Below are 24,633 nucleotides of genomic sequence, written 5' to 3' on the forward strand. Positions count from 1 at the left end.
CGGAAGCAGGCATCGATGCCGCTACAAAGGCTTCCAGTGGGCCGGGCGTTTCTCGAAGAACGCCCGGATGCCCTCGTCGGCATCCTCTTCCATCATGTTTCGGGCCATGACATCACCGGCATAGGCATAGGCGTCAGCGAGCGCCATTTCGCGCTGGCGGTAGAACATCGCCTTGCCGTAGCGCACGGCCGTGGGGCTTTTTGTGCGAATTTCCTCGACTTTCGCTGCGACAGCGGCATCGAGCTCTTCCGCAGGCACGGCCTGATTGACGAGACCCCAGTCGGCGGCCGTCGCGGCGTCGATGAAACGCCCCGTGACCAGCATGTCGAAGGCCCGCTTCCTCGAGACGTTGCGCGACAGGGCGACGGAGGGCGTCGAGCAGAACAGCCCGACATTGATGCCGGAGACGGCGAAGCGCGCGGCATCGGAAGCGATGGCCAGGTCGCAGCTCGCCACCAGCTGGCAACCGGCGGCGGTGGCGACGCCGTGGACGCGCGCGATGACCGGCACCGGAAGCGCCTGAATCGATTGCATCACCCGGCTGCACTGGGCGAACAGTGCCTGATAGTAGTCGAGCCGGCGATTGCCGTGCATCTCGCGCAGATCATGCCCGGCGCAGAAGGCCTTGCCGGCGGCGGCCAGCACCACGCATCGCAACGATTCGTCCTTTGCAAGGCTGTCGAACTCATGCTGCAGTGCGTCCAGAACGGCCTGCGAGAGAGCATTGTATTGATGCGGCCGGTTGAGACGGAGCGTGACCACGCCATCGCGATCTTCGCGCAGGAGCGGTGCGTCGAGGGCGGAGAAGCTCACATTCATGTCCGGACCTCCCAGCAGGCGGGGCGGCCACCTGCGGCAGCCACGATCAGACCCACATTAAAGCAGTTCCCGCAAGTAAGTGCACGCGGAGGATTGAGCTCGCCGGCCGGATGCCGCTTACTGTGCTCCCCACTCCCGCCGCAATGGAAAAGGCATGACCGCACAGACGCCCGAACAGATACTGACCTCTGACCAGGCCCCCGACGTCCGCGTCATCGCCATGCCCGCCGACACCAACCCATCAGGCGACATCTTCGGCGGCTGGCTGATGGCCAACATGGACCTTGCCGCCGGAAACGCCGCCGCCCGGCGTGCGCGGGGGCGCTGCGCCACGGTCGCGGTGGACCGCATGAGCTTCCACCGCCCGGTGCTGGTCGGCGACGAGGTGAGCTTCTTCGCCGACATCCTCAAACTGGGGCGGACGTCGATGGTCATCCATGTGAAGGCCTTCCGCCGGGCGCGGGAATCGGATGAAACGGGGCTGGTGACGGAAGCGACCTTCACCTTCGTGGCGATCGACGAGAACCGGCGGCCGCGGCCCCTTCCGGATTGAGGAACTCTGCTCCGGGTGCACGGGCATCCTGCCCGTTCTTCCCTTGTCGTAGAGCGTTCATGGCCTTTATCAACTTAAGACTGCCACCGTTGATTTGAGGGCAACGCCGCCATCACGCGGGTAGGCGGCTCTAGCTGCGAATTGCACGCCGAATCGATTGAGGCGGCTGTCCGTAAACTCGGATGAACGCCTTTCTCATGTTTTCAGCATCACCGAAGCCGACAGATTCCGCGATGCGTTCAACGGAATCAGCGGTTGCCTCCAGGCGGCCTCTGGCCAGGTCGGCGCGGATCCGTTCGACTACGCGCGCCGGTGTGGCGCCGGTCTGCGCCCGGAATGTGCGGCTGAACTGCCGAAGGCTCATGCCAACCGCGTCTGCCATCCGTTCGACGCTGAGAGCATCGGCGATGTGATCGCGGGCGTAGCCTAGTGCAGCGGCTATCCGATCATTTTTGGGTGCCAAGTCGAGCGAAGCCGCGAACTGTGACTGTCCTCCGTGGCGGCGATGATAGACGACGAGATGCTGCGCCACGCCCTTGGCGACGTCAAAACCATGGTCCTCCTCCATCAGAGCCAACGCAAGGTCGATACCGGCCGTGATGCCTGCCGACGTCCAAACGTTGCCGTCCCGGCAAAAAATGCGATCCGCTTCAACCTTGATGGAGGGGTATTCACGCTGAAGGCGAGCCGCATATCGCCAATGCGTCGTGGCGCGCCGCCCATCCAACAGCCCAGCCGCCGCGAGGGTAAAGGCACCCGTGCAAACACTCGCCACGCGCCGGCACCTGGCAGAGGCCTCCACAAGCCGGCTCAGCGTGGTAGCGGATATCGACAGATCAATCCGTCCGCCGATCACGAGCAGCGTATCGAGCACGGCATCGTCGAGTGAGGCAGTAGCAGTCTCCATGTCGAGACTGTTCGACACACCGCCAGCTTCGGCTGACAGGAGATGGATCCGATAGGAAGGACCTCCATTCCCACTTGCCGCTTCGAAGGCGCCGGCCGGACCGGCCAGGTCGAGCATCTGAAAGCCCGGAGATACGAAGAAGCCAACCGTGATCATGGCCGTATCATAGGGAAGTTTGGCCTTTAGGACAAATGATCGCGAGATTAGCTTGCCCGTGAGGAGAAAAAGCGATGTCCGAACCAATCAGCGTTCTAATTGCCGCGTATGACGAAGTGACCCAGCTCGACTTCACGGGCCCACATCAGTTTCTCTCGCGCACGCCGGATCTCGACGTTCGAGTAGCTTCCCTAGGCGGCCGACCCATCACCGCGGACCGGCTTGTATTCTCAGAATTGGAAGACTTGGCCTCCATCGCCTCCTGCGATGTGCTTCTGGTGCCCGGCGGCGGTGGCTGTATCCCTGCTATCGAGAACGAACTCTATATGAAGGAGATCGTCCGACTTGGTGGGATCGCTCGCTATCTCACTTCGGTTTGCTCCGGGTCACTGATCCTGGGCGCCGCGGGGTTCCTCACCGGTCGACGCGCAGCCTGCCATTGGGCTTGGCGCGAATTGCTTCCGGTGTTCGGCGCCATCGTTGATGAAGGCCGCATCGTACGCGACGGCAATATCCTGTCTGGAGGCGGCGTCACCGCTGGTATCGATTTTGCGTTGGCTCTTATCGCGGAGTTGCGCGGCCAGCACGTAGCGGAGATGGTTCAGCTTGGGCTGGAGTACGCGCCCCAGCCACCGTTCAACTCGGGGCGCCCGGACACAGCTCCAGCCGAAATATTGGAGGCGCTAAACGCTCGCACGGCGCAGGCTCGGACTCAACGGCGCGCGCGCCTCGAAACATGGGTGGCCTCCCGCAATGTCTGAGCCCTCAAACATGCGCGACCGCCGCGCTTTTCTCTCCCTCGTGGGAACTCAAGTCGCTGGTTTGTCAGCCACAGTTTCGACCCTGCCGATTCGTTCCGCCAAGGCTGACCAACCATCCCAGTCTGCAACGCCAAGGAGCAAAAAGTGAGCGGAAGCGAAAAGCCCGATTTCAAAGACGCGCTGTCAGTTGGCCGTACGTTGGCTGTGACTTTGGCCGATAGCCGCCCTGTCCAGGATGCCTACGCGGAGGCACGGGCTGAATCACCGGACTGGCTCTTCAATCACGTTGTGCGCTCTTGGCTGTACGGCGCGAGGCTGACAGAGCGCCGTGCTCTCAACCCCGACGCCGAGGTCGTTGGCGTTTCGGTGCTGCTCCATGATCTCGGCCTTGCGCGCGGCGGCGCTCCCGATCGTCGCTTTGAGGTTGTGGGTGCGGATGCAGGCCGCGCTTTTGCGCTCGCCCACAACATGGGGGAGCGTCGCGCCGAGACAGTCTGGGATGCGATCGCGCTTCACACCAGCCCGTCAATTGGACATTTCAAAAGCGCCGACGTGACCTGTAGCCAACATGGTATCGCGTGCGACTACGGTGGCGCGGGCTATCAGCAATTCAGCGATGACGAGAAGAAGGCAGTTTTGTCCACCTATCCTCGTCTCGACATGAAGAAGCAACTTACTGTATGTCTGTGCGATATCGTCAGGAATCATCCAAACACAACGAAAGACAATTTTCTGTCGGATTTTGGTCTGAAGTACGTTCCAGGATATACGCGCAATTCAGCGGTTGATTTTCTAGAAAATTCTTCTTTCTCAGAATAATCAACAGCTGGAACTGCGCTAGAGAGAGATGAAGTGGCTACAAAAGATTGTTGATGCAAATAAAATTGAGGGCATCGCATCGGCAGTGCGCTAAACAACGCGGCCTTACTAACAAATCAACCGCGTCTGTCTTTGGGTGATAAAGGTCGCGTGCGTTTCCAAGAACGGGCAGGATGCCCATGCACCCGGAGGGCGGGAACCCCACGCTCCCGGGAGCTACTTCCCCCCATCCACACTCAGCACCTGCCCGGAAATCCACCCTGCCGCGTCGGAGGCAAAGAACAGCACGGCGTTGGCGATATCGTCCGGGCTGCCGAGCCTCTTCAGCGCGATGGATTGCACCAAGCGCTCCTGCGCTGCCTTGCCCATGGCGTCCCATTGCCGCTCGGTCGAGGGATTGGAACGTACGAAACCGGGCGCGACATTGTTGACGGTGATGTTCCACGGACCCAGCTCGTGAGCGAGTTGGCGCGTCAGGCCGATCTGCCCTGCCTTGGCGCTGGCATAGGCCTGGATGCCCGTAAGGCTGATGCCGAGCCCAGCGCCGCTGGAGATGTTGACGATGCGCCCGTACCGGCGCGCCTTCATGCCCGGCGCCACCGCCTGTGCCATCAGGAATGCGCCGGTAAGGTTGACGTCCACGATGGCATGCCAGTCCGCCGGCTCGATCTCTTCGATGGGGCGGCCGACCTGCCCACGGACGCCGCCGGCATTGTTGACGAGGATATCGACCGCCCTACCCTGTCTCTCCAGCAAAGTCATCGCCGCCGTCACGCCGGCGGGATCGCTGACATCGAGCGTGACGACCTGCCCCCTCTCGCCGAGCAGCCCGGCAGTTTCCCGAAGACCATCGGCGAGAATATCGGCGGCGACGACATGGGCTCCGCGGGCAGCGAAGGCGAGTGCGATCGCCCGGCCGAACCCGTGCGCCGCACCGGTGACAAGGGCGGTGCGGCCCGAGAAATTCGCGATCATGCCGGTACCTTTCCGGCAGCCTTTGCGAGATCGTCGAGACCGGCCAGTTCCAGGGAACGCCGCCCTTCCTCGGTGGCATGGATCAGGCCGATAAGGGCCTGCGTCACCGGCGTGGCGATGCCGTGCTGGCGGCCGATCTCGACCACCGGCCCAATCTGCTGGTCGACCTCCGTCTTGCGCTTGCGCACCGCGAGGTCGCGCCAGATGCCGGTATGGGACTTGGCCGATCGACGATTATGCGCCACCATCTCGTCATAGGAGCGCTCGGTCGCGGCAGGATCGGCGCCGGGCATGAAAGCCCTGGGATCGAAGCCGTCGAAGGGCTCGAGCTTTACGCCCTCCGCCGCAGCGACGGCCAAAACCTCATGGGCGAGCGCCGTCAGTGTCGGCCGATAACGCTGCATGGCGAGCACGTCGGCGATGCTGTCATTTGTGACGGCGGTGGCAAAGAGCAGCGAGCCAACCACGAGCTTCGACCACAGATAACCCCAGATATTGCGCGTGAGGACGGCGTTGCGGTCGAAGGCGAGGAACTGGCGGTGCAGCCTTTCGATACGCGGCGTCAAGGTGCCATCGATCTCGCCCACAACCACGGCCCCTCGCCCGCCGAAATGAATCACGCCGGGCTCGATATAATCGGCGCCGAAATTGACGAAGGAGCCGACGGTGCGCTCAGGCCCGACGATGGCGGCAATGATGCGCTCGTTCAGTCCGTTCTGGATCGAGGCGACATAGCCGTCGATGGCGAGATGCGGCAACAGTGCCTTGGTCGCCTCCTCGGTGTGATGAGCCTTCACCGCGAGCAGGATCTCGTCATAGACGCCCGTGACCTCTTCGGGAAGGAAGGCGCGGGCCTTGACGTGATGGGGGTCGATCGCGCCTGTGATGGCGAGGCCGTTGCGGTTGATGGCATCGACGTGGGCGGCGTCACGGTCAACGAAGAGCACCTCCTCGCCGGCGCGGATCAGAGCCGCACCGATGGTGCCGCCGATCGCGCCTGCCCCCCAGACCAGGATGGGTCCGGTCATGCCCAGGGGCCTTCCAGCAGGGCGCGCGTTTCAGCGACGCCGACTTCCCACAGCGCCAGCATCTCTTCATCGGGCCTCTCGTAGTAGCCGCCGAAATTGCCATCGCCGAGATAGGCGCGCACGCCTTCAGGCCCCAGCCAGCGCAGGCGCGAGAGATCGATCATCGGCTTTTGCTGCGTGGGCTGAACCTCGCCCTTGAGGCGGGTCCAGGGGAAGTTCTCCATCCAGGAGGCGTGCGAGGCGACGGGGTCGATCTCCTGCACCTTGGCAAACGTCTTCGGCGCATTCCACCAATTGTGGAATTTCACCGCAACCTCCTGGTTGTCGGCCTGCCATTCGGCGGCCACGCTCTGCGCCGGCTGATTGCCGCCATGGCCGTTGACGATCAAAACTTTGCGAAATCCATGGCGCTTCACGCAGGTCAGAATGTCGCGCAGGATCAGCGCATAGGTCTCGACCTTGAGGCTGATCGTCCCGGGGTAAGCGAGAAAATAGGGCGTAATACCATAGGGAAGTACCGGAAAGACCGGGATTCCCAAAGGCTCGGCCGCATCCACAGAGACCTTCTCCGCCAGGATAGAGTCGACCGAGAGGCTGAGTTTCGAATGCTGCTCGGTGCAGCCCAGCGGCAAGATGGCGCGGTCATCGGTCTTGAGATACGCCTCGACCTGGGCCCAATTCATCTCACTGATCTTCATGTTCCCTCTTTTTCGCTTGCGCAGTGATGTCGGTCCCCTCGATCAAAGGGCCGAGCACGCGCTTGATGTCACCGGGATGGGGTGAATGGCGGTATTCGAAGGCGGGTATGCCGGGACGAAGGCGCGTCACCAGTTCCTCGGCGCCGGTGGCATAGACGAGCACGTCGCTGTTACCAAGCAACTGGTCGAGATCGGGCGCATCGCGCAGCGTTATGGTGATCGACGGCACGTGCGGGGCGAAGCGCTGCACGCCGGCCTTCATCAGTGGCGTGAATTCGGGAAAGATCGAGACGACGCCCACCCGCGTCAGCGGATCGAGCGAAGCGAGGGACCGGCGAGTTTCCTCGGAGGGCAGGAAGCTGATCGCGGTCACCGTGCTGCCGGGCAACAGAGCTGCCACTTCGCGCTGGCGGTGGAGGAAGGTCACCACGATGTCGGCGGCGGCGGCCTTCTGCTGCACCACGGGCTGGCGGGCGATCGCATCGATGGTGACGGCCTCGACAGTCACGCCCGCGCCCAGCACCTCCGCGATGGTGCGTGCATAGGCGGCGGTGGCCCCCTGGAAGTTGCCGGCCATGACGATATGCTTGCGCCGCCCCCGTGCCTGGCGCTCGTTGAAGCGCGCGCTGATCATGCCTGCGAGATCGCTCGAGCGCAGGCCCATGGCGAGACCCTCGTCGATGAGCGCATCGATGCGCCTGTGCAGGTCGACGACCTGCAGGTCATAGGAAGAGGTGCGCATGCCTGTATCGGCGATGAAGGTTCCGGAGCCGGCAAAGGACTGGATGAGACCCTTGCTCTTCAGATCCCGGTAGACCTGCGCCACCGTCATCGGAGCCACGCCCGCGAGGTCCGCCATTTCGCGCACGGAAGGCAGGCGTTCTCCCGGCAACAGGCCCGCCGTTGCAATCCCGAATTCGATCAGCCCCCGCAACTGCGTCCCCAGCGGTATGGGCAAATCCCGGTCCAAGCGATAGTCCATCATCGTCACCATACTGTACTATCTTGTTAGAACGCTTTGCGCCATATCGCAACCAAATCCTTAACGATCTTGCTTGACAAGAAGCAATGCACGCCTTTACCGTACTAATTAACTAGAACACTCTATCGCCACCCCGGGGTACCGTGATGAGAATGTCCTTCAAGCACATTGCAACGAGCCTGTTGTTAACCGCGTGCCTGACGGGCGTCATCGCCACGTCGGGAGCCCGCGCCGCCGACACCATCACGCGCGGCGGCACGCTCACATATGGGCGCTATGCCGACAGCCTTTTCCTCGATCCCGTGCTCAACGACGCCAATGTCGACATCTGGATCCTCTCGAACCTCTACGACACCCTGCTGCTGCCCACCGACGACGGTAAGGGCGTGCAGCCTGGCCTCGCCACCGCCTGGCAGGTCGCGCCGGACGGCAAGAGCGTGACGCTCACTTTGCGTGAGGGCATCAAGTTCTCGGATGGCTCGCCCATCACCGCCGAGGACGTGCAATGGTCGCTCAAGCGCGCCGCCAACCCGAAGAACGGCATCTGGAGCTTCATGGTCGGTTCGATCGACGATGTCGTGATCCAGGATCCCAAGACCGTCGTGCTCAAGCTGAAGAATACGGACCCGGCGATCCTTCCGGCCCTGACGGTGTTCAACACCTCGATCCTGCCGATGAAGGCGTTCGAGGCCTCTCCCGGCGCCACCGATGCCGACAAGGCCAAGGCCTTCGCCGAGCATCCGATCGGGTCAGGCGCCTTCATCCTGAAATCCTGGCAGCGCAATGCCGACATGCAGCTGGTGCGCAATCCCTATTACTGGCGCCAGGGCGCTGACGGCAAAGCCCTGCCCTATCTCGACGGCGTGCATTTCGAGGTCATTCCGGATGACGCCACCCGCATCCTCAAGCTCAAGTCCGGCGAGCTCGACGGCGCCGAGTTCATTCCCTATGCCCGCGTGGACGAGCTGAAGGCGGACAGCACCGTCAACATGGCGCTGTTCCCGTCCACCCGCGTCGAATATGTCACCCTCATGGTCCGTCCCAAGCTGAAGGACGGCAGCGACAATCCGCTTTCCAACGAGAAGGTCCGCCAGGCGCTCAATTATGCCGCCGACAAGGACGGCATCATCGGCATCGTCACCCACGGCGTCGGAACGCCGATGACCTCCTTCATGTCCTCGGCGACGCCCTATCATGCCGGCACCACGCCACTCTTCCCCGTCGATCTCGACAAGGCCAAGCAGCTGATGAAGGACGCCGGCTTCGCGAACGGCTTCAAGACCAGCATGTATGTGCTGGCCGGCAACGAGGACGAAATCGGCATCGCGACGGCCCTGCAGCAGATGTGGGCGCAGATCGGTGTCACCCTCGACATCCAGCAGGTCGACAACGCCACCCGCACCGCCAAATACCGCGCCGGCGATTTCTCCATGCGCCTTGCCGCCTGGACGGACGACATCGCCGATCCCAACGAGATCGCCTCCTACTTCGTCTATTCCAAGACTATCGATGCCCTGCATTCGGGCTGGAAGAATGACGAGGCCGATATGCTGTTCGAGCAGTCCCAGAAGGAACTCGACCCCAAGAAGCGCGCAGACGACTATGCCAAGATCCAGGAGATCTACAACGCCAGCGGGCCCATCGTTCCGCTCTATGAGACGCCCTACCCGGTGACGCTCAAGCCTTCCGTCAAGGGCTTCGTTCAGATCCCGCTCGGCAACAACATCTTCGTCGCCACCCATATCGAGAAGTAAGTCCGGAAGAAGCAAGCATTGGGCATGACGGTCCGGGTTTCCCGCCGATGGACACGAAGTGCGGCGCGCCAGCAGGCGGGCCGCACTTCGGATTCCAGATCAGCCTGAAGGAAGGGAACGACGAGTGGGGTTCTTCTATATCCTGCGCCGCCTCCTGCTGATCATTCCGACGCTGATCGTAATCCTGCTCGTCACCTTCGTGATCGTGCGCCTCCTCCCCGGCGATCCCGCCAGCGCCATGATCGGCGACCGCGCCACCGATGCCGATGTCGCCCGCATCAATGCCGAGCTTGGCCTCGACCAGCCCCTGCCCATCCAGTTCCTTTATTTCGTCAAGCGCATCGTCACTGGCGACCTGGGCACCTCCTTCGCCCTGCATCTGCCGGTGGCGCAGGTGATCGCCGAGCGCCTGCCAGTCACGCTGATGCTGACGGGGTTATCGGCCCTCTTTGCGGTGATCCTCGCCGTGCCGCTCGCCTTCATCGCCGCGCTCTCCCAGGACCGGGCCGCAGACCTTGCCATCCGTGAGGCCTTCCAGATCGGCCTTTCCATGCCGGTCTTCTATATCGGCCTCGTCCTGCTCACGATCTTTGCCGCCAACCTGCGCTGGTTTCCGGTGGGCGGCTATGGCGATGATTTCGGGCAGCGGCTTTACCACCTCTTTCTGCCGGCGCTCACCATCGCCTTCAGCCTCTCGGCCATCCTGATGCGCAATCTCAGGGCCGCCATCATCGGCGTGCTCGGCGCCGAATATGTGAACTTTGCCCGCTCCAAGGGGCTGGCGACCCGCATCATCCTGTTCCGGCATGTGCTGCGCAATGCCCTCATCTCCACGGTGACGCTGCTTGGCCTTCACGTCGGCACGGTGGTCGGCAGCGCCGTGATCACCGAGACGGTTTTCGCCATTCCCGGTATCGGCCGACTGATGATCGACAGCATTTATGCGCGCGACTATCCGGTGGTGCAGGGCCTTACCATCGTGCTGGCCGTGCTCGTCTCGCTCATCTTCCTGGCGACAGACCTGGTCCAGGCCGCCCTCGATCCCAGGGTGGCGCGATGACCATCCCCCTCGATGCATCGCGCGTCAAGCGCCGCTCGCTGCGCCTTCCCCCAGCCTTGCAATTCGGCTGCGCCATTCTGCTGATCAGCCTCTTTCTGGCACTCGCCCCCCATCTGTTCGCGCCCTACGATCCCAACAAGATCGACTACAAGGCGATCCTCAAGCCGCCCTCCTGGGCGCATCCCTTCGGTACGGACAATTTCGGCCGCGACATGCTCTCGCGCACCATCCACGCCTATACGATCGATATGCAGATCGCGCTGTACACGACGCTGTTCCCCTTCGTCTTCGGTACGACGGTCGGTGCGCTGGTCGGCTACTATGGCGGTTGGGCGGAGGCGGTGTTCGGGCGAATTGTCGATGCCGTGGTCACCTTCCCCCTCCTGGTGCTGGTGATCGCCATCGTCGCCGTGCTCGGGCCGGGTCTCGGCAACATGTATATCGCCGTCGGCATCGTCTACTGGGTGTTCTATGCCCGCCTCGTCGCCGCCGAGGTCAAGCTGCAGAAGCGCCTCGACTATGCCGCCGCGGGCCGGGTGATGGGCTACAGCAATGCCCGCATCATCATCCGCCACATCATGCCCAATGTGATCGCCACCGCCATCGTCTACTGGATGACGGATATGGCGCTTGCCATTCTCCTGGGTTCGAGCCTGGGCTATCTCGGCCTCGGCGCGCAGCCGCCCACCTCCGAATGGGGCGTGCTGATCGCCGGCGGCAAGAACTACATGGGGACGGCCTGGTGGATCTCGATCTTCCCCGGCATCGCCATCGTCACCACCGGCTTCGGTTTCAGCCTGCTCGGCGATGGCCTGGCCGAACTGTTGAGGCCGAACCGATGAACGGGCCTGTCAGCCTCGGCGCGCATCCGGCCAAGACGCTCACGGTGCGCAATCTCACCACGGCCTTCTCGACACGGCGCGGCACGCTGACGGCACTCAACGACGTCAGCTTCGAGGTCAAGCCGGGCGAGGTCCTCGGCCTCGTCGGCGAGTCCGGTTCCGGCAAGAGCGTGACCCTGCGCTCGATGCTGCATCTCCTGCCCTCGCACGCCCGCACCACCGGCTCGGTGACCTGGGGCGAGCAGGAACTGATCGGTGCCTCGCCTGCTACGCTGCGGGCCATGCGAGGCCGGGAGATCGCCATGATCTTCCAGGAACCGATGACGGCCCTCAATCCTGTGCTCACCGTGCATCGCCAGATCGATGAATCCCTCGTCGCCCATGGCACGCTCGACAAGCGCCAGCGCCGCGAGCGAGCCATCGAACTCCTTGACCTTGTCGGCATTCCCGCAGCTTCCAGCCGCGTCGACGATTATCCGCATCAGTTCTCCGGCGGCATGCGCCAGCGCGTCATGATCGCGATCGCACTGGCCGCCGAGCCGCGCCTTCTCTTCGCCGACGAACCGACGACGGCCCTCGACGTCACCATTCAGGACCAGATCCTGAAACTGATCCTCGGCCTGCGCGAACGGCTCGGCATGAGCGTGATATTCGTTACCCACGATCTTGGTGTCGTAGCCCAGACCTGCGACCGGGTGGCCGTGATGTATGCCGGCAACATCGTCGAAAGCGGCGCGGTGCTCGACGTCTTCCGCCAGCCGCACCATCCCTATACGCGCGGCCTGCTCGGCTCGGTGCCGCAGGGCGGCGATGAGCGTAAACCCCTGATGTCGATCGAGGGCACCCCACCCTCCCTCTCCGCCATGCCGCAGGGCTGCGCATTCCATCCGCGCTGCAGCTTCCGGATCGAGCGCTGTTCGATCGACAAGCCGGCGCTGGCGACCATCGGGGTCGAACGCCTGGTCGCCTGCTTCCGTCACGAGGCCGTGGCGGCCGCGGGAGGAGGCCTGCATGAGTGACGGAACCGTGCCGGCTCCCTTCCTGTCGATCGAAGACGTCGTGGTGCGCTTCGACATCAGGCGGACGTTGCTCGACCGCATCACCGGCCAGCCTGCGCGCGCGATCCATGCGCTCAACGGCGTCCGGCTGGAGATCCCGCGCGGCGAGACTCTCGGCGTCGTCGGTGAATCCGGCTGCGGCAAGTCCACCCTCGCCCGCACCATCGTCGGCCTGATCGAGACCAATGATGGGCGCGTAATGTTCGAGGGCCGCGACGTCGCCGGGCTCAAGGGCGGGGCGCGCCGGGCGTACAACCGCCGCGTCCAGATGGTCTTCCAGGATCCCTATGGCTCGCTCAACCCGCAGATGAGCGTGCGCCAGGTGCTGACCGAGGCCCTCAGCGTCCACAAGATGCGCTCCAGGGCGGAGATTCCCGGCCGCATCGCCGAACTGCTCGACCTCGTGCGCCTGCACCAGGACTCCGCCGACAAGCGCCCGCACGAATTCTCGGGTGGCCAGCGTCAGCGCATCGGCATTGCCCGGGCACTGGCCGTCGAGCCGGACATCCTGGTCGCGGACGAACTTGTTTCCGCCCTGGACGTTTCAGTCCAGGCGCAGGTCGTGAACCTGCTTCTCGACCTGCAGCAACGCTTCAAGCTGACCGTGATCTTCGTTGCCCATGATCTGCGCCTCGTGCGCCACATCTCCGACCGCGTTGCCGTGATGTATCTGGGCGAAATCGTCGAGATCGGCGAGACGGAGGCACTGTTCACCGCCCCACGTCATCCCTATACGCGCGCGCTTCTCGACGCGGCGCCCGACCTCGATCCTACCAGGCGCACGCGCGTGGCCAGCGCCAAGGGCGAGTTGCCGAGCCCGCTCTCGCTGCCTTCGGGCTGCCGCTTCCATCCGCGCTGCCCCTATGTGTTCGATCGCTGCAGCAAGGAACATCCGATCCTGAAGTCACATGGCTCCAGGCAATTGGCTGCCTGTCATCTCGAAGATTTCAGCAAGGCCGGCGCATGACCAGCCATTAGTACGGCCGAACCGTCTCAATCTGTGGGTGGAAACAAATGAACGCCAGGACGACAGGACTGGCCCGTTTCGAACAGGAAATCGGGCGCCTCAACGACATTCTTTGCGCCATCAACATCCTCAACTGGGATGCACGGACCAAGATGCCAGCGGCCGGCGCCGCGACCCGTGGCCAGCAGATCGCTACGCTCTCGGGCCTGGCGCGCGAAATGGCGACGGGCGACATCATGCGCGATGCCATCGAGGCCGGGCTGGACGAGGTGGAGGCTGGCGGTACGGACGAGCAACGCCGGGCGCTGCTCCTGACAAGAGAGACCATCGAGACGCTGCGCCGCATTCCCGAGGTCCTGATCACCCAGGCGGCCGCCCTCAGGACACGGGCACATGAGAGCTGGATTCAGGCTCGCGCCAACGATGACTTTGCTTCCTTCGCGCCCCTTTTGGCCGAAACCGTGGGGCTCCAGCGGGCCATCGCCCGGGCGATTGGCTTCGAGCGCCATCCCTATGACGCCCTGATCGGCCAATACGAGCCGGGCATGACGCTGGCGACCATCGAGCCGCTCTACACCCGCCTCAAGGATGCCTTGCTGCCGCTGATCGACACCGTTTTCAGCCGGAGCGACCAGCCCCGGCTCGATATCCTGGAGCGGTCATTTCCCATCGAGACGCAGAAGGCCTATGCGCGGGACATTGCCGTCAAGATGGGCTTCGATTTCGCGCGCGGGCGGCTCGACGATACCGTCCACCCCTTCGAAGTCTCGTTCACCCGCGAGGATGTGCGGATCACCGGCCGCTTCCGCGAGAACTGGTTGCCGGGTGGACTATTCGCCATCTGGCACGAGGCCGGACACGGCATGTATGAACAGGGAGTGCTGGCAAAATTCACGCGTTCGGCCTTCACCACCGACATCATCAACCTCTATGCCGTCGGCGGCGCCAGTTTCGGCATGCATGAATCGCAGTCGCGGCTGTGGGAAAACCGGGTTGGCCGATCGCAACGCTTCTGGGAGCTGCACTTCCAATCGCTCCAGAACGCCTTTCCTGAACAGCTCGCCGATGTCGATGCCATGGAATTCTGGCGTGCTGTGAATGCGGTGAGGCCGAGCTTCATCCGGGTCGAGGCGGATGAACTGACCTATGACCTGCACATCATCCTGCGCACCGAGATCGAAGCGGCGCTGATTGCCGGCGAGGTCGAGGTGGGCGAGCTACCCTCGCTCTGGAACCAGAAGATCCGCGACTTCCTCGGCTTGATCGTGCCTAACGACAGCCAGGGCCTGCTCCAGGATGTGCACTGGTCATCCGGTATGATCGGCTCCTTCCCGACCTACACGCTCGGCAATGTCATGGGGGCGCAGCTCTTCGAGGCCGCGAGCCGGTTGCCCACCATCGGCAAGGGCCTGGAAGGCGGCAATTATGCTCCCCTGCGTCTCTGGCTCGGCGAGCACGTGCATCGCCATGGCCGCAGCCGCACGCCCGACGAGATCCTGCGGGAGGCCACCGGCTCAGGCCTCGATCCCACCGCCTATATCGACGCCCTGGCCGAAAAGGTGCGCCTGCTGGCCTGATACGGAAATTCATGGAGAATGAGATGTCCAACTTTGCAATCGCTATCCACGGCGGCTGCGGTGTCATGGCGAAAGCCGACCTCAGCGAGGCGGAATGGATCGACGCGCGCGCCGATCTGGCCAAGGCGCTGCGCAGCGGCTGGGCGGTGCTGAAACAGGGCGGACGCGCACTCGACGCGGTACAGGCCGCAGTAGAGGCGATGGAGGACTCGCCGCATTTCAATGCCGGGCACGGGGCGGCCCTCAACGCGGCCGGCGAGCACGAACTCGACGCCTCCATCATGGACGGACAGACGCTCGCAGCCGGCGCCATTGCCGCTACGCGCCGTATCCGCAATCCCGTGCAGGCTGCGCGAGCCGTATTGGACTCCGGCAATCTGGTGATGCTGGTCGGGCCGGCGGCTGATGACTTCGCGCAGAAGCGCGGCGTCGTCATGGTCGAACCCTCCTACTTCACCACGCCACGCCGGCAGAAGGCCCTCGCGGCCATGAAGGCTCATGAGAAGGCGGGCAGCATCAAGGCTGCGAGCGAGGCCGAGAAGCACGGCACGGTGGGCGCCGTCGCCCTCGACGCCGCCGGCCACCTTGCCGCCGCGACCTCGACCGGCGGCTATACCAACAAGCCCGTAGGCCGCATCGGCGATAGCCCGATCATCGGCGCCGGCACCTATGCGCGCGATGGTGCCTGCGCCGTCTCCTGCACCGGCCAGGGCGAGTTCTTCATCCGGCATGTCGCGGGCCACGAAATCGCAAGTCGCGTTGCGCATCTTGGTGAGACACTGGAAAATGCGGCCGCAAGGATGATTTTGCAGGATTTGAAGCCCTATGGCATCGGTGCCGGCCTGGTGGGCGTCGATACCCATGGCACCGTCACTGCCCCCTACAACACCGACGGCATGTTTCGCGGCTGGGTGACCATCTCAGGTGATCTCTTCGTCGCCAGCCACCACGAGGTCTATTTTGTCGAGAGACTGTAGCGGCTTGGGCCCACGTCTTCAGGGCCTCCCCGACTTTCCTTTCCCAACTGTCGCCTTGTAGCCTTCGTAAATTATTCCAAACATGATAAAGGCACGCCGCATGAGCGAGACCGTCGTCGACAACCCGAGCCAGAACCGCTTCGAAATGACGGTGGATGGCGAGTTGGCCGTTGTCTATTACCGCCAGGAGGGCGAGGCTCTGGTGCTCGTCCACACCGAGGTGCCGCAAGCCCTTTCGGGCCAGGGCGTCGGCTCCAGGCTGGCGCGGGGCGTCTTCAACCTGATACGCGCCAGCGGTCGCAAGGCCATCGTCAGATGTCCATTCCTGGTCAAATGGGCGAGCCGTCATCATGATGTTGATGACCTCGTGGTCGGTTGAACCGATCTCGCCGCCACGGAACGGGGGGTGTCATTAGCGCGCCCGCAAGAAGCGCGGGCGCGAGGCGTTTTACTTTCAGATCGAATCACCAAGAATCGCAAAATACTTTTGATACCAGTCAGTTAATTTCGAAATCCGTCCCTACCTGACCGCATTTTGCTCTAGAGACCCTCAATGCGCGATGGCGGCCAGCGCCTTTTCGCGGACGAGATCGGCTTGCACCATCATGCTCGCAAGCTCGCCCACCGTCGTCCGCGGCGTCCAGTCGAGGATGCGTCCTGCCTTGGCGGGACTGCCGAGCAGCATGTCCACCTCGGACGGACGACGCAACGCAGGGTCGATCTGGACGATGGTGCGCCCAGTATCCCGGCAACGGCCGACTTCATCGTCACCGCTGCCCACCCAGTCGAGATGGATATCGGCGGCCGCGAAGGCCTGGGTGGCGAAGTCGCGCACTTTGGTGGTCACGCCGGTGGCGAGCACGAAGGTGTTGGGCTCGTCCGCCTGCAGCATGCGCCACATGCCGTCGACGAACTCGCCGGCGAAGCCCCAATCGCGCCTGGCATCGAGATTGCCCAGCGTGATGCTCGGCTGCAGGCCGAGACGGATGCGGGCCGCGCCGATGCTGATCTTGCGCGTCACGAATTCCGGCCCACGCAGCGGCGACTCATGGTTGAACAGGATGCCCGAGCTCGCAAAGATGCCGTAGGATTCCCGATAGTTCACCGCCGACCAATGCCCGAACAGCTTGGCCACCGCATAGGGGCTCCGGGGGTAGAATGGTGTCTCCTCGGTTTGAGGAATCGCCTGCACCTTGCCGTACATCTCGGCGGAGGAGGCCTGGTAGACGCGGATCTTCGGGTTGACGATGCGCACCGCTTCCAGGAGTTGCAGCGCGCCGACAGCCGAGATCTGCGCGGTCAGCGTCGGCTCCTTGAAAGAGACAGCCACGAAGCTCTGCCCGGCGAGATTGTAGATTTCGTCCGGCTCGATCGCGTTGATCGCACGGATGTTCGAGCCCAAATCGGTAAGATCATGCTCTATCAGCGAGAAGTTCTCGTGATCGGCCACCTTGAGCTGCGCGAGGCGCCAGAAATTCTGCGAACTCGTCCTGCGGTGGCCGCCAAAAACGCGATACCCTTTACTCAGCAGGTGCGCGGTCAGGTATGCTCCGTCCTGTCCCGTTATCCCCGTTACGAAGGCCTGCTTCATTCGTCGTCCTTTCCTGCACGCTTTCGTTGGAACGGTTGTGCGCCTGCCACTTCGCCATGACGAAATCCTTGAATTCCTGGCGGAAGCGGGGAATCGAGAAACGCTCCGCATGTCGGCGGATCGTTGCGGGATCGAATTTGACAGTGGAGCTCTCGAACTTGCGGACAGCCGCGCAGATGGCATCCGTGGTCTGCTCCCAGAAATGGAAGCCTGTCACACCGTCGACCACGGTTTCCGAAGCGCCGCCACGGCCGAAGGCGAGCACCGGCGTACCACACGCCTGCGCCTCCAGCGGCGTGATGCCGAAGTCCTCTTCCGCCGCGAAGATGAAGGCCTTGGCCTCCTGCATATGCTTGAGCAGCACGTCATTGGGCTGGTACCCGAGCACCGACACATTGGAGCCGGCCTTGCGCAGGGCATCCTTGTATTGCGGGCCGTCGCCGATCACGACGAGCTTCTTGTCAGGCATCTGCTTGAAGGCTTCGACGATCAGCGGGATCTTCTTGTAGGGCACCATGCGGGACGAGGTGAAATAGTAGTCTCCCTTGGTGCCGCCAATCTGGAAGTAGTCGGTGTCGACACCTGGATAGACGACTTGAGATTCGCGCCGATAGGCCTTCCAGATCCGCCGCCCGATATATTGCGAGCAGGCTATGAAATGATCGACGCCATTGGCCGTCCGCGTATCCCAGATCCTGGCCCTGTGCAGCAAGGCGCGGGCCATCACGCCACTTGGCCGCCCGTCGAAGCCCTGTTCCCTGAGATATTGGTGCTGGAGATCCCAGGCGTAGCGCATCGGCGTGTAGCAATAGCAGATGTGAAGCTGGTCGGGTCCGGTGATCACGCCTTTTGCGACAGCGTGGCTGTTGGAGATGACCATGTCATAACCGGACAGATCGAATTGCTCGACAGCGATCGTCATCAGCGGAAAGAAATATCTGTAGACCTTCGCGAACGCCTTGAATCTCTGGAGGAAGCTCGTCTTGAAGCTCTTCCCCATGAAATGTTGCTTGAAGCGCCCTTCGCTGAAATCCACCAGGCAGAACAAATCTGCCTGCGGGAAATCCTTCAGCATTTCTGACAGAACCTTCTCGGAGCCTGCATAGGTCACCAACCACTCATGCACAAAAGCTATCCGCATCGGAACTCCAATGGCGCTGAGACAAATCTGCAAAGTAACGCATGGCGCCACGCGGTACATTGCTACTGTCGCATTTCAACCGTTGTTTTGATAGTTCTGAACCAAAACAAATTCGCCGTAGCTGTTAATGCTTTCGCATAAGGCCTTTCATCAAAAGAATGACAAACTTCCCCTAGGAAATCAATAACCACGACCACCAAGCTTGAAAGGCCGAATTGGCGGCACGACTCGAGAGGACGAGATATAGCTTTCCCAGAAATAGAGATCCAATCTAGTCCTTCTTATATATTTCATCGAGCGATATCAACTCGAAGTTGACTCATCTATATGATGAATATGGTCAATTTCACCTAGCGCAGCATATCGGCAAGCGCATCTCGCATGGCAGTACTTGGAATACCGAACAGGCCGCCATAGGGCAAATCGAGATCGGCAATCACGAACATGGCGCTCGCAACCGCGGTGACACCGATGCCCATGACGATCACAGCCAGCCATTTGCGCGGCGCCTGCAGCCCAAAGCTGAGAAAAACCAGCATTAGCCAGAAGGTGAGGATCTGCGAGAACAGCGGCGATACCGAGTTATGGGCGTCCTCGATCACGGTCCAACGCCGGCTCTGCGCATTCTCATAAGCCTCGCGGCAGCTTGCGGCGAGATTTTGGTGCAGCGCGTCCACCGGGGCGAGCTTGGCGATCTCGAGTCCCACCTGGTTCAGCAGTCCGGCAAGTATGGGATTTTCTCCGACCATATTCATGGACTTGGGATCGGGATAGTCCACGCCGGTCGGCGGTGGCTCGTCTGGCCAGGTGCTGGCGATCACGCCGGCGGTGTAGGAATGGAGCTGGCTGCGGGCCTGCGCCGTCTCGGGACCGTAATTGCGCAGGCATTGATCGAGATAGGCAAGCTGCGCCGCATCGAGGCCGCGGTCGTGATAGGCGTTGTCGAACGAGGTCTTTACCGAAGTAAGCTGCAGGCTCATCACCAGGGCCAGGAAGGTCACCAGCAGGCCGGTGACGAGGCGCAGCGCTTCCAGGTTCTCGTTCGACAGATGCACATCGGACAGGCGCTTGCGCAAGGCAAAGCCGGCGATTGCGCTAAGGCAAAGGAGCGCGAAAACGAGCAATCCAGATAGAGGCTGTTGAATGACACGCTCCCCGAAGGCCCCATGGCCCTGGCGGAAATCATATCATTCAGCAAAGATCCGACAATTCAGAATAGGAGGCTGGCCACTGGGGGCGTGTCGCAGGTCAGATCATCTCGAGAGAGCGTTTCCGGCGCGGCGGCGGGAAGGCGGCATCGAGCGCGGCATGGTCGGCGCTGGTCAGCCGGATGGAAATCGACATCAGGTTCTCCATGACATGCGACGGCCGACTGGATTTGGGAATGACGACGATCCCAGGCCTGTCCAGCATCCAGGCGAGCGCGATCTGCGCCGGAGTTGCGCTGTGGGCCGCTGCGATATCGGCCAGCGTCCTGTCACCGATGAGACGCCCCTGCTCGATCGGCGAATAGGCCATGATCGGCATGGACAGTTCGCGGCTCATGGGGATGAGATCATATTCGATGCCTCGGCGCGCCAGATTGTAGAGCACCTGGTTGGTGGCGCAGGCATTGCTGATGGTCTCGAGTTCGCGGATGTCCTCGACATCGAAATTCGAGACGCCCCAGCGCAGGATCTTGCCGGCCTTGCGCAAGTCCTCGAAAGCCCGCACTGTTTCGGCCAGCGGCACGCCGCCACGCCAATGCAGCAGATATAGGTCGAGGCGGTCGGTCCCGATGCGCTTGAGGCTCTCCTCGCAGGCGCGTATGGCCTGGCGATGCCCGGCGTTGGATGGCAGCACCTTGCTGACAAGATAGGCCTCGTCTCGCCGCCCGGCAATCGCGCTGGCCACCACCCGCTCGGCCCCGCCGCTGCCGTACATCTCGGCCGTATCGATAAGGGTGACGCCGAGGTCGAGGCCCGAGCGCAACGCCCTCGCCTCCGCCTCGAAGCTGGCGCGGCTTTCCCCCATGCCCCAGGTGCCGAGCCCGAAGACCGGCATGAAGGAACCATCGGGCAGCTTCGTGGTTGGAATTGACGTCATGTCCTTTCTCCGCCCGTAACCGTTGAACCATTCGCCGCCCTGTGCGTTGTAGGTAGTTGCGGGCTGCCTCTGCCCGTTCCCTATCCGGAAACGCACCGTTCTGGAGACGATCATGTCAGCACTTATCCATGCCCTCTTCGATCGCCCCGATACTGCTGCGAAGGCCAAGGCCGACCTTGAGGCCGCCGGCATCGCGCGGAACCAGATCTTCATTGTGGAAGGTGGGGACAGGGCCACGCAAGAGGCAAGCCATCTCCTTGACCAGCATGGCCTGTCGAGCGAGACCGCTTCGACCTATGTGCATGCGCTCAGCCAGGGCAGCGCGTTCCTCTGGCTGCGCCTCGATCCGGCGGCCCAGAACGAGGCCGACGTCACCGCCGTGCTGGAGCGCGACGGCGCCATCCTAATCGACAAGGCCGATATCAATGACGACGCCTACGAACTCAGCGAGGCGGAGGGCTGGGACGACTTCAACCAGCACGCTAACGAGCACTCACCCGATCCCGATGCCGAGAGCATGTGGACGGGCCGGGACGGCAGCGTGCGGTAGTCGGCGGAGCATATGGGCCGCGACGCTCTCAGGGCCGGCCCACGACGAGGCGCAGGGAGCCTTCGAAGAACGGCCGCGTCCGCAGATGGCCGTAACTGGCGTCCCAACTGCCGTCGGCGAGGTCGCGGCTGAGATCGGTCACGAAGCGCTGGCCGACTGACGGGTCGACAAAGCTCCAGGCTGAATTGGCGAGCCGGGCGCCTGGGTCGAGCAGCCGTTCCGGGCGCCCGTAATAAGCCTCGCCGAAGCCATCGACGCAGTCGAGCGGGACAGGCACCGGCAGGACGTCGGCCCCCCTGCCGCCGAGCCCTTTGATGATGGCTCGTATCGAGGGATAACGCCGCGCCTCCACGGCGATGGCCTCCGGCGCGTAGGCATGCAGCCAGAACCGTTCCAGTGCGTTGGGATCGCAGCTCAGGATCACCACCGGCCCGATCGTCACCCGTCGCATTTCGGCGAGGCCGGCCGCGAGATCCGCCCATTGATGCACAGTGAAGGTGGCCATGCTGGCCTCGAAGCTGCCATCCACGAAAGGCAGGCTCTCCGCAACGGCGTCGATCGCGACCGGCAGATGAGCGGGGCGCTGGGCCCGCATCGAGGCAGAGGGCTCCACGGCCGTCACCAGCCGGTCCGCCGGCTCGTAGGAGCCGGCCCCTGCCCCGACATTCAGCACAGTGGCGGCATCGCCCAGCGCGGCATGAATGAGGCAGGCGATATGGGGATCTGGCTGGCGGTATCTACGATAATCCATGCCGATGACACCATAATTGGCATCGCCCGCACTGCCGTCTTTGTGTCTTTTACGCACAATGGACTCCTGTCGCGCCTGACGACGGCCGCAGTCCGGCGGAGTGCGAGTGCAGCGTCAAAGCGCTTATTTCTCTCCACCGATCACCAATGCATTCACCGTCCGGATCAGATAGAACCATGGCACGCCTCGTGAAAATCGATATGATCGAACAAGCCTTGTGCGGAAAACTCACATGAAGCGACGCTTGCCTTCCCTTAATGCGCTCCGGGCTTTCGAAGCCGCCGGGCGGCTCGGACGCATGACGCTGGCGGCCGAGGAATTGAATGTCACCCATAGCGCCATCAGCCGGCAGATACGACATCTGGAGGAGATGCTCGGCGTGCCGCTGTTCGACGGAGCGCGGAATGCGTTGCGGCTCACGGAGGCCGGGGCCAAGCTGCTGGCCGGCCTCAGCACCGGCTTCGACCAACTGGACCTTTCCGTCCGCGCCGTGGCCGACCCGCAAGAGGGCGTGCTCGACGTCTCCTGTCCCGGCACCTTCACCATGCGCTGGCTGATCCCCCGGCTCTATCGCTTCCAGGCTGCCTATCCCGAAATCGAGGTCCGGCTGACTGCCTCGCACCGTCCGGTCGACCTTGCCCGCGACGCTTTCGACGTCGCGCTGCGCGTCGGCAGTCCTCCCTGGCCCGATGGAGCGGAGGTGGTGCCGCTCTTTGCCGAGCAGACCGGCCCGGTCCTGGCTCCAGTCTTCGCTGCGGAGAAGGCGTCCGATCTGGCGAGTCTGCCTGTGCTGCACACGCGCACACGCCCGCGCGCGTGGGAGGATTGGGTCGCGCGTTCAGGTGTCACGATCAAGACCGGCACGCGTGTCGACTACGAGCATTTCTATTTCATGCTTGAGGCGGCCGGTGCCGCGCTCGGCGTCTGCGTCGCGCCCTGGCCTTATGTCTGCGACGATATCCGCCTTGGCCGACTCGCGGCGCCGCTTGGGTTCATCGACAGCGGACACCATTACGTGGCGCTTCGCCGGGCACCCCGCCACCGCAAATCCTCGCTCTTCTGCGCCTGGCTGCGCCAGGAAGCTATTGATTTCACGGCAAGATCCAGTCCGCCGCCGGGAGTGGCTTTACAAACGCCGCCTTAGCCGCCAATCTTGCCATGTCCGAAACCAACGAAAGGAGGTGATCCAGTGTCTGACTACACCATGATCCAGGGAATTCGCGCTGGTTCAGAGAAGGCGGTGTTGACCGCCTGAACGTGCCAGCCTTGATGAAAGGCCTGGATCATCCGCCGGACCATCGGTGAGAGGTTTCGCTCACCGGTCCGGTCGCCCACAAGCCGGCGCGCGAGGCGACTCGCGCGCCGGTGCTTTTTTGGGCAATCCGAGCGCCGTTCTGCATGATGCGCATTGCGCTACCCGCACCATCGTCAACGGTGCCACAACTTTGATGACGGTCAAGAAATAAAGCAGTGGATGCAGCTCTATTCTTTCTGCTATAGATATCCAAAATAGAGCGCACAATTCCAGCGCGCCCACTCCTGCCCTTTACTGAGACGACGAAGCACGCCATGGCCTTGATCTTCGTCGGCATGCTGCGCGACGTCAAACTAGGTATCTCCAATATTCCAAAGCGTTCATTTTCCTGAGAACACAGAGGTTCCAGAATGTGCGACATCTGCAGAACTGCCGAATCCGGGCTCTCGCACGGCTTCTCCCGACGCCATGTCCTTCATCTCCTGGCGGCGGCCGGCGCCAGCGCCGGCTTTTCGGGAGCGCTGTCCGCCAAGGAAGCGAAGGCCCCGCCAAAGCCGCAGAACGTCGTCTCGCCGGATCAGGCCCTGAAGTTCCTTCACGAGGGGAACCAACGCTATGTTTCCGGCGTATCGAGGCGGCATGATTTCAAACATGAGCGCGAAGCGCTGACGGGTGGTCAGAACCCCTTTGCCGGTATCCTCAGCTGCGCGGATTCCCGCATCGCGCCTGAATACGCTTTCGACAGCGGGAGGGGCGATCTCTTCGTCTGCCGGGTGGCCGGCAACTTCGCGAACGCCGACTCGATCGCGAGCTTCGAATATGCCGTGGCCATTCTCGGGGCGCCGTTGATCCTGGTGCTTGGCCACGAGAGCTGCGGGGCGATCGAGGCCACCATCAAATCACTCAAGGACAATTCGACCCTGCCCGGCCATCTCCCTTCCCTTGTCAACGCGCTCGCCCCGGCCGTCAAGGAAAGCGCCCAGCAAAGCGGCGATCCCCTGGCCAACGCCATCCGTCAGAACGTCGTCGACACCGTCGCGGCGCTGAAATCGGCAACGCCGATCCTGCAGGCCGCGGTCTCGGACGGAAAACTGAAAGTCGTGGGCGGCATCTACCATCTCGCGGATGGGAAGGTGGAGATGGTGGAATAGGATATTACGAGGCGTTCGCCCGGTGACGCGAGCCTGGCAAGAGGAAGTGCGCCAAACGCGGAGTGTCGATCTCCAGATCGACATTCTTGGAAACGATGCGTCTGTTGGCAAGGAAGATGTCGATCTGGAGATCGACACTCCATTCCCGCGTCTACGGTCGCAAGGTTTGCGCTTGG

25 protein-coding genes are annotated in these 24,633 nt (G+C 62.7%); 14 read left to right on the forward strand and 11 right to left on the reverse strand.

Annotated elements, in window-relative coordinates:
• Positions 1 to 21: 21 nt before the first annotated feature.
• Positions 22 to 819, reverse strand: a complete 798-nt coding sequence (locus tag ACMDCR_RS19340) for an enoyl-CoA hydratase (RefSeq protein ID WP_413988171.1) — start codon at positions 817 to 819, stop codon at positions 22 to 24.
• Positions 820 to 973: 154 nt separating this feature from the next.
• Between ACMDCR_RS19340 and ACMDCR_RS19345 the strand changes: the two genes are divergently transcribed.
• Positions 974 to 1,372: an acyl-CoA thioesterase gene (locus tag ACMDCR_RS19345; protein ID WP_413988172.1), complete on the forward strand. Its 399-nt coding sequence runs from the start codon at positions 974 to 976 to the stop codon at positions 1,370 to 1,372.
• 130 nt (positions 1,373 to 1,502) lie between these two features.
• Here the strand turns inward: ACMDCR_RS19345 and ACMDCR_RS19350 are convergent, their stop codons facing one another.
• The gene (locus ACMDCR_RS19350) at positions 1,503 to 2,435 is read right to left on the reverse strand and encodes a GlxA family transcriptional regulator (protein ID WP_413988173.1); all 933 of its coding nucleotides are present in this window, start codon (positions 2,433 to 2,435) and stop codon (positions 1,503 to 1,505) included.
• A gap of 74 nt (positions 2,436 to 2,509) precedes the next feature.
• Between ACMDCR_RS19350 and ACMDCR_RS19355 the strand changes: the two genes are divergently transcribed.
• Positions 2,510 to 3,196, forward strand: coding sequence for a DJ-1/PfpI family protein (locus tag ACMDCR_RS19355; protein WP_413988174.1), 687 nt, complete (start codon positions 2,510 to 2,512; stop codon positions 3,194 to 3,196).
• 144 nt (positions 3,197 to 3,340) lie between these two features.
• Positions 3,341 to 4,015 carry an HD domain-containing protein gene (locus ACMDCR_RS19360; protein WP_413988175.1) on the forward strand — a complete coding sequence of 225 codons (675 nt, stop codon included), beginning with the start codon at positions 3,341 to 3,343 and terminating at the stop codon, positions 4,013 to 4,015.
• Positions 4,016 to 4,231: 216 nt separating this feature from the next.
• Here the strand turns inward: ACMDCR_RS19360 and ACMDCR_RS19365 are convergent, their stop codons facing one another.
• Genes ACMDCR_RS19365 through ACMDCR_RS19380 form a run of 4 tightly spaced genes read right to left on the reverse strand, consistent with a single transcriptional unit; the run spans position 4,232 to position 7,710 of the window.
• The gene (locus ACMDCR_RS19365) at positions 4,232 to 4,990 is read right to left on the reverse strand and encodes an SDR family NAD(P)-dependent oxidoreductase (RefSeq protein ID WP_413988176.1); all 759 of its coding nucleotides are present in this window, start codon (positions 4,988 to 4,990) and stop codon (positions 4,232 to 4,234) included.
• Positions 4,987 to 6,018, reverse strand: coding sequence for a ketopantoate reductase family protein (locus tag ACMDCR_RS19370; protein ID WP_413988177.1), 1,032 nt, complete (start codon positions 6,016 to 6,018; stop codon positions 4,987 to 4,989). The genes ACMDCR_RS19365 and ACMDCR_RS19370 overlap by 4 nt, the downstream gene beginning before the upstream one ends.
• Positions 6,015 to 6,716, reverse strand: coding sequence for a creatininase family protein (locus ACMDCR_RS19375; RefSeq protein ID WP_413988178.1), 702 nt, complete (start codon positions 6,714 to 6,716; stop codon positions 6,015 to 6,017). The genes ACMDCR_RS19370 and ACMDCR_RS19375 overlap by 4 nt, the downstream gene beginning before the upstream one ends.
• Positions 6,703 to 7,710, reverse strand: a complete 1,008-nt coding sequence (locus ACMDCR_RS19380) for a GntR family transcriptional regulator (protein WP_413988179.1) — start codon at positions 7,708 to 7,710, stop codon at positions 6,703 to 6,705. Before ACMDCR_RS19380 ends, ACMDCR_RS19375 begins: the two co-directional genes overlap by 14 nt.
• A 134-nt stretch (positions 7,711 to 7,844) precedes the next feature.
• Between ACMDCR_RS19380 and ACMDCR_RS19385 the strand changes: the two genes are divergently transcribed.
• The 8 genes from ACMDCR_RS19385 (at position 7,845) to ACMDCR_RS19420 (ending at position 16,312) form a co-directional block, all read left to right on the forward strand.
• Positions 7,845 to 9,452 carry an ABC transporter substrate-binding protein gene (locus ACMDCR_RS19385; RefSeq protein ID WP_413988180.1) on the forward strand — a complete coding sequence of 536 codons (1,608 nt, stop codon included), beginning with the start codon at positions 7,845 to 7,847 and terminating at the stop codon, positions 9,450 to 9,452.
• 124 nt (positions 9,453 to 9,576) lie between these two features.
• Positions 9,577 to 10,512, forward strand: a complete 936-nt coding sequence (locus ACMDCR_RS19390) for an ABC transporter permease (protein WP_413988181.1) — start codon at positions 9,577 to 9,579, stop codon at positions 10,510 to 10,512.
• A complete protein-coding gene (locus ACMDCR_RS19395) occupies positions 10,509 to 11,354 on the forward strand; it encodes an ABC transporter permease (protein WP_413988182.1) in 846 nt (281 codons plus the stop codon). Before ACMDCR_RS19390 ends, ACMDCR_RS19395 begins: the two co-directional genes overlap by 4 nt.
• A complete protein-coding gene (locus tag ACMDCR_RS19400) occupies positions 11,351 to 12,373 on the forward strand; it encodes an ABC transporter ATP-binding protein (protein WP_413988183.1) in 1,023 nt (340 codons plus the stop codon). Before ACMDCR_RS19395 ends, ACMDCR_RS19400 begins: the two co-directional genes overlap by 4 nt.
• Entirely contained in the window at positions 12,366 to 13,379 is a 1,014-nt protein-coding gene (locus ACMDCR_RS19405; RefSeq protein ID WP_413988184.1) for an ABC transporter ATP-binding protein, read from the forward strand. The genes ACMDCR_RS19400 and ACMDCR_RS19405 overlap by 8 nt, the downstream gene beginning before the upstream one ends.
• 47 nt (positions 13,380 to 13,426) lie before the next feature.
• Entirely contained in the window at positions 13,427 to 14,956 is a 1,530-nt protein-coding gene (locus tag ACMDCR_RS19410; RefSeq protein WP_413988185.1) for a carboxypeptidase M32, read from the forward strand.
• Positions 14,957 to 14,979: 23 nt separating this feature from the next.
• A complete protein-coding gene (locus ACMDCR_RS19415; protein WP_413988186.1) occupies positions 14,980 to 15,933 on the forward strand; it encodes an isoaspartyl peptidase/L-asparaginase family protein in 954 nt (317 codons plus the stop codon).
• 100 nt (positions 15,934 to 16,033) lie between these two features.
• Positions 16,034 to 16,312 (forward strand): GNAT family N-acetyltransferase, encoded by a 279-nt coding sequence (locus ACMDCR_RS19420; RefSeq protein ID WP_413988187.1) that lies wholly within the window; start codon positions 16,034 to 16,036, stop codon positions 16,310 to 16,312.
• Between the two features lie 171 nt (positions 16,313 to 16,483).
• Here the strand turns inward: ACMDCR_RS19420 and gmd are convergent, their stop codons facing one another.
• The 4 genes from gmd to ACMDCR_RS19440 all read right to left on the reverse strand — a co-directional run bounded on the left by gmd (position 16,484) and on the right by ACMDCR_RS19440 (position 20,750).
• Positions 16,484 to 17,524, reverse strand: coding sequence for a GDP-mannose 4,6-dehydratase (gene gmd, locus ACMDCR_RS19425; protein WP_413988188.1), 1,041 nt, complete (start codon positions 17,522 to 17,524; stop codon positions 16,484 to 16,486).
• The gene (locus tag ACMDCR_RS19430; protein ID WP_413988189.1) at positions 17,454 to 18,665 is read right to left on the reverse strand and encodes a glycosyltransferase family 4 protein; all 1,212 of its coding nucleotides are present in this window, start codon (positions 18,663 to 18,665) and stop codon (positions 17,454 to 17,456) included. The genes gmd and ACMDCR_RS19430 overlap by 71 nt, the downstream gene beginning before the upstream one ends.
• 350 nt (positions 18,666 to 19,015) lie before the next feature.
• Entirely contained in the window at positions 19,016 to 19,741 is a 726-nt protein-coding gene (locus ACMDCR_RS19435) for a hypothetical protein (protein WP_413988190.1), read from the reverse strand.
• A gap of 172 nt (positions 19,742 to 19,913) precedes the next feature.
• Entirely contained in the window at positions 19,914 to 20,750 is an 837-nt protein-coding gene (locus ACMDCR_RS19440) for an aldo/keto reductase (protein WP_413988191.1), read from the reverse strand.
• Between the two features lie 112 nt (positions 20,751 to 20,862).
• On the opposite strand from ACMDCR_RS19440, the gene ACMDCR_RS19445 reads away from it, so the two are divergent.
• Positions 20,863 to 21,300, forward strand: a complete 438-nt coding sequence (locus ACMDCR_RS19445) for a hypothetical protein (RefSeq protein ID WP_413988192.1) — start codon at positions 20,863 to 20,865, stop codon at positions 21,298 to 21,300.
• A 28-nt stretch (positions 21,301 to 21,328) separates the two neighbouring features.
• Here the strand turns inward: ACMDCR_RS19445 and ACMDCR_RS19450 are convergent, their stop codons facing one another.
• Complete coding sequence (locus tag ACMDCR_RS19450) at positions 21,329 to 22,108, reverse strand: class I SAM-dependent methyltransferase (RefSeq protein WP_413988193.1); 780 nt, start codon at positions 22,106 to 22,108, stop codon at positions 21,329 to 21,331.
• A gap of 175 nt (positions 22,109 to 22,283) precedes the next feature.
• Between ACMDCR_RS19450 and ACMDCR_RS19455 the strand changes: the two genes are divergently transcribed.
• Complete coding sequence (locus ACMDCR_RS19455) at positions 22,284 to 23,195, forward strand: LysR family transcriptional regulator (RefSeq protein ID WP_413988194.1); 912 nt, start codon at positions 22,284 to 22,286, stop codon at positions 23,193 to 23,195.
• 521 nt (positions 23,196 to 23,716) lie between these two features.
• A complete protein-coding gene (locus tag ACMDCR_RS19460; RefSeq protein WP_413988195.1) occupies positions 23,717 to 24,457 on the forward strand; it encodes a carbonic anhydrase in 741 nt (246 codons plus the stop codon).
• The last annotated feature ends 176 nt before the right edge of the window (positions 24,458 to 24,633 follow it).

It is taken from the genome of Labrys okinawensis (assembly GCF_047345005.1).
In the GTDB taxonomy this organism is placed as follows: Bacteria; Pseudomonadota; Alphaproteobacteria; order Rhizobiales; family Labraceae; genus Labrys; species Labrys okinawensis.